The sequence below is a fragment of the Streptomyces aquilus genome (genome assembly GCF_003955715.1).
In the GTDB taxonomy this organism is placed as follows: Bacteria; Actinomycetota; Actinomycetes; order Streptomycetales; family Streptomycetaceae; genus Streptomyces; species Streptomyces aquilus.
In genome coordinates, this window is the sequence record NZ_CP034463.1 from 2,944,788 (window position 1) to 2,957,380 (window position 12,593).

Below are 12,593 nucleotides of genomic sequence, written 5' to 3' on the forward strand. Positions count from 1 at the left end.
CGTATGAGCGAGTTCACGGTCGGGGACGAGGAGTTTCTGCTGGACGGGCGGCCGGTGCGGCTGCTGTCCGGCGCGCTGCACTACTTCCGGGTGCACGAGGCGCAGTGGGGGCACCGGCTGGCGATGCTGCGGGCGATGGGCCTGAACTGTGTGGAGACGTACGTGCCGTGGAACCTGCACGAGCCGCGGCCGGGGAGGTACGAGGACGTGGCGGCCCTGGGCCGGTTCCTGGACGCGGCGCGGGCGGCGGGGCTGTGGGCGATCGTGCGCCCTGGCCCGTACATCTGCGCCGAGTGGGAGAACGGCGGGCTGCCGCACTGGCTGGCGGGGCGGGCGCGGACGAGCGACGCGGTGTATCTGCGGCAGGTGGAGCGGTGGTTCGGCCGGTTGCTGCCCGAGGTCGTGTCACGGCAGGTCGACCGGGGCGGTCCCGTGCTGATGGTGCAGGTGGAGAACGAGTACGGCAGCTACGGCTCGGACGCGGAGTACCTGCGGTGGCTGGCCTCGACGATCCGCGCGGCCGGTGTCACGGTTCCGCTGTTCACCTCGGACGGCCCCGAGGACCACATGCTGACCGGCGGTTCGCTGCCCGGGATGCTGGCGACGGTCAACTTCGGCTCCCAGGCCCGGGAGGCCTTCGCGACCCTGCGCCGGCACCGCGCCGAAGGGCCGTTGATGTGCATGGAGTTCTGGTGCGGCTGGTTCGACCACTGGGGCGCCGGCCATGTCGTACGGGATCCGGCGGACGCGGCGGCGGCGCTGCGGGAGATCCTGGAGTGCGGTGCGTCGGTGAACCTGTACATGGCGCACGGCGGGACGAGCTTCGCGGGCTGGGCGGGGGCGAACCGGGGCGGCGGCGATCTGCACGACGGGGTGCTGGAGCCGGATGTGACGTCGTACGACTACGACGCCCCGATCGACGAGTTCGGGCACCCGACGGAGAAGTTCTGGCGCTTCCGCGAGGTGTTGGCCCCGTACGCGGACGGCCCGCTGCCCGAACTCCCGCCGCTGCCGACGCAGTTGGCAGCGGGCGCGGAGGTGGAGCTCGCGGGGTGGGCGCCGTTGGCGGACGTGCTGGAGGCGCGGGGCGGGCCGGTCGTCACCTCCCCCGTCCCGCCGTCCTTCGAGGCACTGGACGTGGACCGCGGGCTGGTGCGCTACGAGGTGACCGTGCCGGGGCCGCGGCAGCCCTACCCGTTCCTCGCGCGCGGGCTGCGCGATCTGGCCGTGGTGTACGTCGACGGGGAGCGGGCCGGGGTGCTGACGGAGGCGGACGAGCGGCTGGAGGAGCCGGTCGCCGGGCACGCGCGCGTGGAGCTGTGGGTGGAGTCGCTGGGGCGGGTCAACTACGGGCCGCGCACCGGGGAGTCCAAGGGGATCACCGGCGGGCTGCTGCACGAGCGGCAGTATCTGCACGGGGTACGCGCGCGTGGGCTGCGGCTGGACGCGTTGGACGCCGTCGATGACGTGCGGCTACGAGCTCTTCCCGAGGACGGGGCCCCCGGCCTGTACCGAGGCACTCTCGACGTGAACGGCGCCGGCGACGCGCTGCTGGAACTGCCGGGCTGGACCCGCGGCTTCGTGTGGATCAACGGCTTCAGCCTCGGCCGGTACTGGTGCGTGGGCCCGCAGCGGTCGCTGTACGTGCCCGGCCCGGTACTGCGGGACGGGGTGAACGACGTGTGGGTTCTTGAGCTGGAGCGGGCGGCTTCGGCGCCGTACGTCCGGAGCCGATGACCTCGTAGAGTGGGAACGGGTTCTCGGCGTCTTGGGGGTATGGGCGTGGCGAACGACGGACCGGTCGAGCACGGGTATCCGCATCTGGAGACGGTGCGGGCCGCGATCACCGCGCTGTGGAAACGGCTGTCGTACGACACCGTCCAGACCTTCGCGACCAGCGTAGTCCCGGCGGATGTGGCGTTCTGCGACACCGACGATCTCCATCTGGGGGCGCAGCGGGTGGCGCGCGAGATGGTGCGGCACTACCGGCTCCCCGACGCCCGGATGATCGTCGGCTTCCGTGAGATGACGCATGCGGCGAACGTCGAACTCGCCGCCGGGCCCGAGTACTTCGTCGAACTCAACGACCGGTTCCGGACGCATCGGCGGGACATCGGGGCGGCGCTCGCGCACGAGGTGATGCATGTGTATCTGCACCGCCTCGGGCTGTCCTTCCCCGGGACCCGGGACAACGAGATCCTCACGGACACGGCGGCGACGTATCTGGGTGCCGGGTGGCTGCTGCTGGACGCGTACCGGGAGGACTCCGCCTCCTCGCAGAAGCTGGGGTATCTGACGCCGGAGGAGTTCGGGTACGTCCTCGCCAAGCGGTCGCTGGTGTTCGGGGAGGACCCGTCGGTGTGGTTCACCAGCCCGCAGGCCTACACCGCGTATGTGAAGGGGATGGCGCGGGCGCGGGAGGACGAGCAGCAGCCGCCGCTGACCGCGGCGGGGTGGGCGGGGCGGCGGCGGTACGCGCGGGAGCGAAAGCATGCGGCGGCCGCGCCGGCCGGGGTGCCGTACGCGTTCAGTCCGGACGGGGGCGGGCAGCTGCGGGTGTCCTTTCCCTGCCCGACCTGCCATCAGAAGATCCGGGTGCCGGTGCGGGGGCGGATGCGGGCGCGGTGCGGGGTGTGCCGGACGGTGTGGGAGTGCGACACGTGACGGAGCCCCCGGGGGCGGCTCCCCCAGGGGCTCGTCCGTGTCCTCCCCTACCCCTCGTAGCCGCTGACCGCCCGCCGAGGCAGCGCCGCGCACAGCAGCCCGCAGGCGACGAATCCGCCGGTCACCCAGGGCATCGCCGTGGTGAGCGCGTGGGTGAGGCCGTCGTCGGCGTGGGCGAAGAAGACCGTGCCGATGATCGCCGCGCCGAGGGCGCCGCCGAACTGCTGGGCCGTGGAGAGGATGCCGGAGGCGCCGCCGGCCAGCTCGCCGGGCACCGCGGAGAGCACCACGTTCACCAGCGGTACGACGAGGAAGCCGAGCCCGGCGCCCGCGACGACCAGGCCCGGCACCAGCGGCCACGCCCCGGTGTGGGTGTCGGCCGCGCCGGTGACCGCCGCCCACACCCAGGCGAAGCCGCCCGCCATCAGCAGCGCTCCGGCGCCGAGGACCCAGCGCCCGTACTTGGTGGCGAGCGTGTCGGCGACGGGCGCGGTCAGGAACGCCCCGGCCGAGTAGGCGACGGCGACGACCCCGGCCTGGAGGGGCGAGTAGCCCTGGCCGCCCTGGAGCCAGACGATGAAGACCAGGAAGAAGCCCTGCATCCCGACCGAGCAGACCAGTTGGACCACGACCCCCACGGAGAAGGCGGGTGAGCGGAACGCGCGCCCCGGCAGCAGCGGTGTCGTCCCCGGCCGGCGCCGCCGCGCCTCGAACACGGCGAGCCCGACGATCGCGCAGACCCCGGCGGCGAGGCAGCTCCAGCCCCACAGCGGCCAGCCGTTCTCCCGCCCCTGCACCAGTGGCAGCGCGATGGCGACGAGCCCGCCCGCCAGCACGACACTGCCCAGCACGTCCGGCCGCCCGGCCGACCGCTCCTTGGTCGACGGCACCAGCAGCAGGCCCGCCCCGAGCGTCGCGATCGCGATCGGCACGTTCACCAGGAACACCGACCGCCAGCCGAGCCCGAACAGGTCGGCGTCGGTCAGCAGCCCGCCCAGCAGCAGGCCGACCGCCGAGGCGAACCCGGCCACCGCGCCGTACATCCCGAAGGCGGCGCCGCGTTCCTTGCCGTGGAACAGCGTCCGGAACGAGCCGAGCACCTGCGGCATGAGGACGGCTGCCATCACCCCCTGCACGGCGCGCGCGGCGATCAGCTGTCCGGGCGTCTGGGCGATCCCGCAGCCGAGACTGGCGAGCCCGAACCCGGCGGTGCCGGCGAGGAAGAGGCCCCGGCGGCCGAAGCGGTCCCCGAGGTGGCCGGAGACGATCAGCGTGGCCGCGAAGCCGAGCAGGTAGGCGGAGATCAGCCATTGCAGGTCGGTGGGTGTGGCGTGCAGGTCGCGGCCGATGGACGGGATCGCGACGTTCACGATCGTCACGTCGAGCAGGTCCATCAGGGCGGCGATCATCATGACCGTCGCGGCGGCCCAGCGGCGGGGGTATGGGGGCTCGGCGGTGGCGGGTGGTGTGGTGGTGAGGCCTGTGGTCGTCATGGCGGGTTCCCCCATCGGTTATTTATTTCGTTCGACCTAACGAAAGACTTGCATCGGCGCCACGTTGATCGCAAGTAGTTAGTTCGACCGAACGAACTTTTTGCTAGCCTGGCGCCATGAGCAGCGACACGGCGAGCGGGCCCACCTCGAACGGCCCCGTCCCGAACCTGGAGCGGGCCGTCCCCAGGGACGACAAGCGGCGCGCCGACACCCTGCTGCGCCTCTTCACAGCCGGCCGGGAGAACAGCGGGGCCACGGTGATGTTCCACGCCGCGGTCGCCGCCCGGCAGGGCCTGAACCCCACAGAGACGAAGGCCCTCGACTTCCTGGAGCGGCACGGCCCGCTCACCGCGAAGGAACTCGCCGAACTGACCCGGCTGGCCCCCGCCTCCGTGACCGGCCTGGTCGACCGGCTCGAGGCCAAGGGCATCGTGCGCCGGGTCAAGCACCCCACGGACAAGCGCCGGGTGCTCGTCGAGCTGAACCGCGAGAAGCTCGCGGAGCTCTTCGGGTTCTTCGAGGACTACGCGGTCGAGATCGCGAAGAAGTGCGAGGGGTTCACCACGGAGGAGCTGGAGACGGTGATCCGTTTCCTGGACGTGATGACGGAGCACCAGCGCGAGGCGGCGGAGCGCCTCGCCGAGTAGGACTTCCTACGTCGTCCCGTAGACCGCCCCCGGCGGCTCGGCGCACGCCAGCAACTTCCGTACGGCGTCCCCGACTTCGTCCGCATCCCAGCGCGCACCCTTGTCGGCGCTCGGACCGGGACGCCAGCCCTCCATGACCGTGACCCGGCCGCCCTCCGTCTCGAAGACCCGCCCGGTGACGCCCTCGCTCGCCGCCGAGCCCAGCCAGACCACGAGCGGCGAGACGTTCTCGGGGGCCATCGCGTCGAACCCGGCGGTGGGCGCCGCCATCGTCTCCGCGAAGGTCCGTTCCGTCATCCGGGTCCGGGCCGCGGGCGCGATCGCGTTCACCTGGACGCCGTAACGGGCGAGTTCGGCGGCGGCGACCAGCGTCAGCCCGACGATCCCGGCCTTCGCGGCGCTGTAGTTGCCCTGCCCCAGCGAGCCCAACAGCCCGGCGCCGCTACTGGTGTTGATGATCCGGGCCACCGGCGTACGGCCCGCCTTCGCCTCGCTCCTCCAGTGCGCCGCCGCGTGCTTCAGCGGGAGGAAGTGGCCCTTCAGGTGGACCCGCAGCACCGCGTCCCAGTCGTCCTCGTCGAGGTTCACCAGCATCCGGTCGCGCAGGAAACCGGCGTTGTTGACGAGGGTGTCGAGGCGGCCGTACCTCTCCACGGCGGTCGCGATCAGACTCCGCGCGCCTTCGGTCGTCGCGATGTCGCCGCCGTGCGCCATCGCCTCGCCGCCCGCCGCGCGGATCTCCGCCACGACCCGTGCCGCCGGGCTGTCGGCGCCGGGCGTGCCGTCCAGCCCCACGCCGAGGTCGTTGACCACGACCCGCGCTCCCGCCGCCGCGAAGGCCAGCGCGTGGGCGCGGCCGAGCCCCCGCCCCGCCCCGGTGACGACGACGACCCGGCCGTCGCAGATTCCGCTCATCTCATGTCCCCTGTCGGCAGTGGTCGCAGATTCCGCTCATCTCACGTCTCCTGTCGGCAGTGGTCGCAGATTCCGCTCATCTCACGTCTCCCTGTGGGCAGTTGCGGCATCCAGGAACAGCGGCCGCTCCCCGCCCCCGTGCACCAGGAGCGAGGCCCCGCTGAGGTACGCGGCGGCGTCCGAGGCGAGGAACACGGCCGCGGCGCCGACGTCGGCCGGCTCGGCCAGGCGCCCGAGCGGGACCGTGCGCGACACGGCGTCGAGTGCCCGCTCGTCGCCGTAGTGCAGGTGGGCGAGTTCGGTGCGGACCATGCCGACGACCAGGGTGTTGACCCGGACGTCCGGCGCCCACTCCACCGCCATCGAGCGGGCGAGGTTCTCCAGCCCGGCCTTCGCCGCCCCGTACGCCGCCGATCCGGGCGAGGGGCGGCTGCCGCTGACGCTGCCGACCATCACGACGGAGCCCTTCGCGCGTCTGAGGTGGTCGTACGCGGCGAGGGAAACCGTCAGCGGGGCGAGGAGGTTGAGCTCGATCACGCGCGCGTGCCGTGCCGCGTCCACGTCGGTGAGCAGCCGGTAGGGGCCGCCGCCCGCGTTGTTGACGAGCACGTCGACGCGGGGCAGAGCGGCGAAGAAGGCGTGCACGGCGTCGTGGTCACGGACGTCGAGGGGCATGAACTCCGCTCCCTTGAGCGGGACTTCGGGCGGGCGGCGGGCGCAGACCACGACCTGGGCGCCCGCCTCGGCGAAGGAGCGCGCTATCCCGGCGCCCACGCCCCGGGTTCCTCCGGTGACGACGGCGACCCTCCCCTTCAGCTCCATTCGCCGCTACCCTCCACCTAACAAACGTTTGGTGGAAAGGTAGCTGATGCTTCCATGGGTGTCTCCACCTCATCCGAGGAAAAAGGGATCCGAGGAGACGGGATCTGCGTCGTCACGGTCGACTTCCCGCCGGTGAACGCCCTTCCGGTGGACGGCTGGTACGCACTGGCCGACGCCGTGCGCGCCGCCGGCCGTGATCCGGGCACGCGCTGTGTGGTGCTGGCCGCCGAGGGGCGGGGGTTCAACGCGGGCGTCGACATCAAGGAGCTCCAGGCGCGGGGCGCGGACGCCCTGGTCGGGGTCAACCGCGGCTGCTTCGAGGCCTTTTCGGCGGTGTACGAGTGCGAGGTCCCGGTGGTCGCGGCCGTGCAGGGCTTCTGTCTGGGCGGCGGGATCGGACTGGTCGGGAACGCGGACGTGATCGTGGCGAGCGAGGACGCCACCTTCGGGCTGCCCGAGCTGGACCGGGGAGCCCTGGGCGCCGCCACCCATCTGGCCCGGCTGGTCCCCCAGCACCTCATGCGCGCCCTGTACTTCACCTCGGGCACCGTCACGGCGGCCGAGCTGCATGCGCACGGGTCGGTGTGGGCGGTCGTGCCGCGTGAGGAACTGCTCGACGCGGCCCTGGGGTTGGCGCGGAAGATCGCCGCGAAGGACGGGGAGCTGCTGCGCCTGGCCAAGGCCGCCATCAACGGCATCGACCCGGTCGACGTCCGCCGCAGCTACCGCTTCGAGCAGGGATTCACGTTCGAGGCGAGCGTGAGCGGGGTCGCGGACCGGGTGCGCAGCAGGTTCGGGAAGGGTGATTCCTAGGTGAGCCGCAAGACCATGACCGACAAGACCATGACCGCCGACGAGGCCGTCTCCCGTCTTCAGAGCGGCATGACCCTGGGCATCGGCGGCTGGGGTTCCCGCCGCAAGCCGATGGAGCTGGTGCGGGCGCTGCTGCGCACCGGCATCACCGATCTCACGGTCGTCTCGTACGGCGGCCCGGACGTCGGCATGCTCGCCGCCGCCGGACGCCTGCGCGCACTCGTGGCCCCCTTCGTCACCCTCGACTCCATCCCCCTCGAACCCCACTACCGGGCCGCCCGCGAGAGCGGCGCCTTCGCACTGACGGAGATCGACGAGGCGATGTTCATGTGGGGACTGCACGCCGCCGCCAACCGGCTGCCGTTCCTGCCGGTGCGGGCCGGCCTCGGCTCGGACGTCATGCGGGTCAACCCCGGGCTGCGGACGGTGACTTCGCCGTACGACGACGGCGAGACGTTCGTCGCCGTGCCCGCCCTGCGACTCGACGCGGCCCTGGTCCACGTCAACCGCGCCGACCGGCAGGGCAACGGGCAGTACCTGGGCCCGGACCCGTACTTCGACGACCTCTTCTGCGAGGCGGCCGACGCGGCGTACGTCTCCTGCGAACGGGTCGTCGGGACGGCCGAGTTCGCGAAGGAGGGGCCACCCCAGTCGCTGCTGCTCAAACGGCACGTGGTGACCGGGGTCGTCGAGGCGCCGGGCGGCGCGCACTTCACGTCCTGCGCACCCGACTACGGCCGCGACGAGGACGCCCAGCGCGCGTACGCGACCACACCCTGGCCGGAGTTCGCCGCGAAGTACCTCGACGGGAGGACGACGTGACCGCGACCCGCGCCGAGTACTGCGTGATCGCCTGCGCCGAGGCCTGGCGCGACGCGGGCGAGATCCTGGCGAGCCCCATGGGCCTGATCCCCTCCGTGGGCGCCCGGCTGGCCCGCCTCACCTTCGCACCGGACCTGCTGCTGACCGACGGCGAGGCGATGATCGTGGACGCCGAGGGCACCGTCGAGGGCTGGTTGCCGTACCGGCAGCATCTGGCCCTGGTCACCGGCGGGCGGCGGCACGTGATGATGGGGGCGAGCCAGATCGACCGGTACGGCAACCAGAACATCTCCTGCATCGGCGACTGGGAACGCCCGAGACGGCAGCTGCTGGGGGTGCGGGGCGCGCCGGTCAACACCCTCAACAACCCGACGAGTTACTGGGTGCCGAAGCACTCCCGGCGGGTGTTCGTGGAGAAGGTCGACATGGTGTGCGGGGTGGGGTACGACCATGCCGCCGGCGCGCGTCATCACCGCATCCCGCGGGTCGTCTCCGACCTCGGCGTCTTCGACTTCGCGACGCCGGACCACTCGATGCGGCTGGCCTCGCTGCATCCGGGGGTGAGTGTCGAGCAGGTGACGGAGGCGACGGGCTTCCCGCTCAGTCTCCCCTCCGAGGTGCCGTACACCCGCGAACCGACCGCCCAGGAACTGAAGTTGATCCGCGAGGTGCTCGACCCGGCCGGCGCCCGCGCCAGGGAGGTCGCCGTCTGATGGACACGGCACTGACCCGGCTCGTCGGGGTCCGCCACCCGATCGTGCAGACCGGCATGGGCTGGGTCGCGGGCCCCCGCCTGGTGTCGGCCACGGCGAACGCGGGCGCGCTGGGCATCCTGGCCTCCGCGACGATGACGCTCGACCAGCTGCGGGACGCGATACGGGAGGTCAAGTCCCGTACGGACGCACCTTTCGGCGTGAATCTGCGGGCGGACGCGGCGGACGCCGGGGAGCGCGTGTCGATCATGCTGGACGAGGGCGTCCGGGTGGCGTCGTTCGCACTGGCGCCCTCCCCCGACCTGATCGCCAGGCTCAAGGCGGCGGACGTCGTGGTCGTCCCGTCCGTCGGGGCCCGCCGCCATGCCGAGAAGGTCGCGGCATGGGGAGCGGACGCGGTGATCGTGCAGGGCGGCGAGGGCGGCGGGCACACCGGCGACGTGGCGACGACCGTACTGCTCCCCCAGGTCGTCGACGCGGTCGGCATCCCGGTCGTCGCGGCGGGCGGCTTCTTCGACGGACGCGGGCTGGTCGCGGCGCTGGCGTACGGGGCGGCGGGCGTGGCGATGGGGACGCGGTTCCTGCTGACGTCGGACTCGACGGTGCCGGACGCGGTGAAGCGGCGCTATCTCGCGGCCGGCGTCAAGGACGTGACGGTGACCCGCGCGGTGGACGGACTGCCGCACCGCATGCTCCGCACGGACCTGGTCAACTCCCTGGAACGGTCAGGCCGTCCGCGGCGCCTGCTGCACGCGGTGCGCAGGGCGGCCGGCTACCGCGCCCTGTCCGGGCTCACCTGGCGCCGGATGCTGCGCGACGGCCTCGCCATGAAGCACGGCAAGGAGCTCACCTGGAGCCAGGTGCTGCTCGCCGCCAACACGCCGATGCTGCTCAAGTCCGCGATGGTGGACGGCCGGACGGACCTCGGGGTGATGGCCTCGGGGCAGGTCGCCGGGGTGATCGACGACCTGCCGTCGTGCGCGGAGCTGGTGGAGCGGGTCATGAAGGAGGCCGAGGAGGTCATCTCGGGCCTCCCCGCCACTCCGTGAAGCCTCAGAGCCTCTCGATGATCGTCACGTTGGCCTGCCCGCCGCCCTCGCACATGGTCTGGAGCCCGAACCGGCCTCCCGTGCGCTCCAGTTCGTGCAACAGGGTCGTCATGAGCTTCACGCCCGTCGCCCCCAGCGGATGCCCCAGCGCGATCGCACCGCCGTTGACGTTGACCTTCTCCGGGTCGGCGCCCGTCTCCTTCAGCCACGCCAACACCACCGGTGCGAAGGCCTCGTTGATCTCGACGAGGTCGATGGCGTCGATGGACAGGCCGGTCTTCTTCAGGGCGTGGGCGGTGGCCGGGATGGGCGCGGTGAGCATGCGGATGGGGTCCTCGCCGCGGACGGACAGGTGGTGCACGCGGGCGCGGGGCCGCAACCCGTGTTCCCGTACGGCCCGTTCGGAGGCCAGCAGCATCGCCGCCGCGCCGTCGGAGACCTGGGAGGAGCAGGCGGCCGTGATGGTGCCGCCCTCGACGACCGGCTTCAGCGCGGCCATCTTCTCCAGCGAGGTGTCCCGGCGCGGCCCCTCGTCGACGTCGACGTCCCCGTACGCCACGGTCTCCCGCGCGAAGCGCCCCTCGTCGATCGCCCGCAGCGCCCGCTGATGGGAGCGCAGCGCGAACTCCTCCTGGTCCTGCCGGCTGATCCCCCACTTCGCGGCGATCATCTCGGCGCCGACGAACTGGTTCACCGGCTTGCCCGCGTACCGCGCCTGCCAGCCCTCGCTGCCCGCGAACGGCCCCTGCGTCAGCCCGAGCGGCTCGGCGGCCTGCCGGGTCGCGAAGGCGATCGGGATCATCGACATGTTCTGCACGCCGCCGGCGACGACGAGGTCCTGCGTCCCGGACAGCACGCCCTGGGCCGCGAAGTGCACGGCCTGCTGGGAGGAGCCGCACTGCCGGTCCACGGTCACGCCCGGCACCTCCTCGGGCAGCCCGGCCGCCAGCCACGCGGTCCGCGCGATGTCCCCGGCCTGCGGCCCCACCGCGTCCAGGCATCCGAAGACGACGTCCTCGACGGCGGCCGGATCGACCCCCGCCCGCGCGACGAGTTCCTTGAGCACATGCGCTCCCAGGTCGGCCGGATGGACCGCGCTCAGTCCTCCCTTGCGCCGCCCGACGGGCGTCCGCACCGCTTCGACGATGTAGGCCTCGCCCATGACAACTCCCTTGCATAAAGGGGCACTTGATCGGGGTTATTGGGGTTGTTCGCGTACGGCGATCCCGTCCAGCACCATCGACAGGTACTGCCGGGCGATCTCCTCCGGGCTGTGCTGTCCGCCGGGCCGGTACCAGGACGCGGCGACCCAGACGGTGTCGCGCACGAAGCGGTACGTCAGCCGCATGTCGAGGTCGGCCCGGAAGACCTGGGCGGCGACCCCGCGTTCCAGCGTGGACAGCCACGCCTTCTCGAACCTGCGCTGCGACTCGACGAGGAACCCGAACCGCTCCTGCGCGACGAGCTGCTTGCTCTCCTTCTGGTAGATCGCGACGGCGGCGCGGTGCCGGTCGATCTCCCGGAACGACTCGGTGACAAGGGCTTCGAGGGTCTCGCGCGGGCCCGACTCGGCCGCCAGGACGGTGTCGTAACCCGCCCAGAGCTCGTCGAGGAAGGTCCGCAGGATCTCTTCGAGCATCGACTCCTTGGAGTCGAAGTGGTAGTAGAGGCTGCCCGCGAGCATGCCCGCATGGTCCGCGATCTTGCGGACGGTGGTGGCGTTGTAGCCCTGCTCGGCGAAGACCTCGGCGGCGGTGTCGAGGAGTTCGCGCCGCCGGGCGGGGGCGGCGGTCACCTGGGGCTTCTTCTTGGTCGGCACAGATCCATTCTCGTCCTACGGGTGCTGGGAGCTGACGGCGACGACCTCTCCCGTCAGATACGACGAGTAGCCCGACGCCAGGAACACGATCACGTTGGCCACCTCCCAGGGCTCGGCGTACCGCCCGAACGCCTCCCGCGCGGTCAGCTCCTCCAGGAGATCCGCCGACGTCACCTTCACGAGGTGCGGGTGCATGGCGAGGCTGGGCGCGACCGCGTTGACGCGCACCCCGAAGCCGGCCGCCTCGATCGCCGCGCACCGGGTCAGCGCCATCACGCCGGCCTTCGCGGCGGCGTAGTGCGCCTGCCCGGCCTGGGCGCGCCAGCCGACGACGGAGGAGTTGTTGACGATGACACCGCCGCGGGTCTCCCTCATGAGCCGAAGCGCCGCCCGCGTGCACCGGAAGGTCCCGTTCAACGTCACGTCCAGCACCCGCGACCACTGCTCGTCGCTCATGTCGACGAGGTCGGACGTCCCGCCGAGCCCCGCGTTGTTGACGACGACGTCGAGCCGGCCGTGCTCCCGCACCGCGGCCTCGAACAGCGCCGTCACCTGTGTCCCGTCGGTGACATCGCACGGCACGGCCGTCACCGCGCCCGGGAACTCCCGGGCGAGCTCGGTCTCGCACTCCTTGAGCCGGCGCACATGCGCGTCGCTGACGACCACGCGCGCGCCCTCCTCCAGGAAGCGCCGCGCGGTCGCCCCGCCGATCCCGGCGCCGGCCGCGGCGGTGATGACGGCGGTGCGGCCCTTCAGCAGCCCGTGCCCCGGCTCGTACACCGGACTCTCGACGCCTGTCATGGGGGCACGCTAACCTACCAAACACTTGTTAGGGA

Annotated in this window: 13 protein-coding genes; 7 read left to right on the forward strand and 6 right to left on the reverse strand. The window is 72.1% G+C overall.

Annotated elements, in window-relative coordinates; all coding sequences use genetic code 11:
- The first annotated feature begins 3 nt into the window (after window positions 1-3).
- Both EJC51_RS13595 and EJC51_RS13600 read left to right on the forward strand, forming a co-directional pair.
- A complete protein-coding gene (locus EJC51_RS13595) occupies window positions 4-1,737 on the forward strand; it encodes a glycoside hydrolase family 35 protein (protein WP_126271314.1) in 1,734 nt (577 codons plus the stop codon).
- Between the two features lie 45 nt (window positions 1,738-1,782).
- Entirely contained in the window at window positions 1,783-2,664 is an 882-nt protein-coding gene (locus tag EJC51_RS13600) for a zinc ribbon domain-containing protein (protein ID WP_126271315.1), read from the forward strand.
- A 47-nt stretch (window positions 2,665-2,711) separates the two neighbouring features.
- On the opposite strand, the gene EJC51_RS13605 is transcribed toward EJC51_RS13600, so the two are convergent.
- The gene (locus EJC51_RS13605) at window positions 2,712-4,157 is read right to left on the reverse strand and encodes an MFS transporter (RefSeq protein WP_126271316.1); all 1,446 of its coding nucleotides are present in this window, start codon (window positions 4,155-4,157) and stop codon (window positions 2,712-2,714) included.
- A 116-nt stretch (window positions 4,158-4,273) separates the two neighbouring features.
- Here EJC51_RS13605 and EJC51_RS13610 point away from each other — a divergent pair, with 116 nt between their 5' ends.
- Window positions 4,274-4,804, forward strand: coding sequence for a MarR family winged helix-turn-helix transcriptional regulator (locus tag EJC51_RS13610; RefSeq protein ID WP_126271317.1), 531 nt, complete (start codon window positions 4,274-4,276; stop codon window positions 4,802-4,804).
- A 6-nt stretch (window positions 4,805-4,810) separates the two neighbouring features.
- Here EJC51_RS13610 and EJC51_RS13615 read toward each other — a convergent pair whose 3' ends face one another.
- Complete coding sequence (locus tag EJC51_RS13615) at window positions 4,811-5,719, reverse strand: SDR family oxidoreductase (RefSeq protein ID WP_126271318.1); 909 nt, start codon at window positions 5,717-5,719, stop codon at window positions 4,811-4,813.
- Between the two features lie 81 nt (window positions 5,720-5,800).
- Window positions 5,801-6,541 (reverse strand): SDR family oxidoreductase, encoded by a 741-nt coding sequence (locus EJC51_RS13620; RefSeq protein WP_126271319.1) that lies wholly within the window; start codon window positions 6,539-6,541, stop codon window positions 5,801-5,803.
- A 54-nt stretch (window positions 6,542-6,595) separates the two neighbouring features.
- Between EJC51_RS13620 and EJC51_RS13625 the strand changes: the two genes are divergently transcribed.
- Genes EJC51_RS13625 through EJC51_RS13640 form a run of 4 tightly spaced genes read left to right on the forward strand, consistent with a single transcriptional unit; the run spans window position 6,596 to window position 9,938 of the window.
- Window positions 6,596-7,354, forward strand: coding sequence for an enoyl-CoA hydratase family protein (locus EJC51_RS13625; RefSeq protein WP_126271320.1), 759 nt, complete (start codon window positions 6,596-6,598; stop codon window positions 7,352-7,354).
- 15 nt (window positions 7,355-7,369) lie between these two features.
- Window positions 7,370-8,176: a CoA transferase subunit A gene (locus tag EJC51_RS13630; RefSeq protein WP_126276938.1), complete on the forward strand. Its 807-nt coding sequence runs from the start codon at window positions 7,370-7,372 to the stop codon at window positions 8,174-8,176.
- Window positions 8,173-8,889: a CoA-transferase subunit beta gene (locus EJC51_RS13635; RefSeq protein WP_126271321.1), complete on the forward strand. Its 717-nt coding sequence runs from the start codon at window positions 8,173-8,175 to the stop codon at window positions 8,887-8,889. The genes EJC51_RS13630 and EJC51_RS13635 overlap by 4 nt, the downstream gene beginning before the upstream one ends.
- Window positions 8,889-9,938, forward strand: a complete 1,050-nt coding sequence (locus tag EJC51_RS13640) for an NAD(P)H-dependent flavin oxidoreductase (protein WP_126271322.1) — start codon at window positions 8,889-8,891, stop codon at window positions 9,936-9,938. The genes EJC51_RS13635 and EJC51_RS13640 overlap by 1 nt, the downstream gene beginning before the upstream one ends.
- A gap of 4 nt (window positions 9,939-9,942) precedes the next feature.
- Here EJC51_RS13640 and EJC51_RS13645 read toward each other — a convergent pair whose 3' ends face one another.
- The 3 genes from EJC51_RS13645 to EJC51_RS13655 are packed head-to-tail and all read right to left on the reverse strand — an operon-like array spanning window position 9,943 to window position 12,558.
- Window positions 9,943-11,100 (reverse strand): acetyl-CoA C-acetyltransferase, encoded by a 1,158-nt coding sequence (locus tag EJC51_RS13645; RefSeq protein WP_126271323.1) that lies wholly within the window; start codon window positions 11,098-11,100, stop codon window positions 9,943-9,945.
- Window positions 11,101-11,136: 36 nt separating this feature from the next.
- Entirely contained in the window at window positions 11,137-11,757 is a 621-nt protein-coding gene (locus EJC51_RS13650; protein WP_126271324.1) for a TetR/AcrR family transcriptional regulator, read from the reverse strand.
- 15 nt (window positions 11,758-11,772) lie between these two features.
- A complete protein-coding gene (locus EJC51_RS13655; RefSeq protein ID WP_126271325.1) occupies window positions 11,773-12,558 on the reverse strand; it encodes an SDR family oxidoreductase in 786 nt (261 codons plus the stop codon).
- Window positions 12,559-12,593 lie beyond the last annotated feature (35 nt).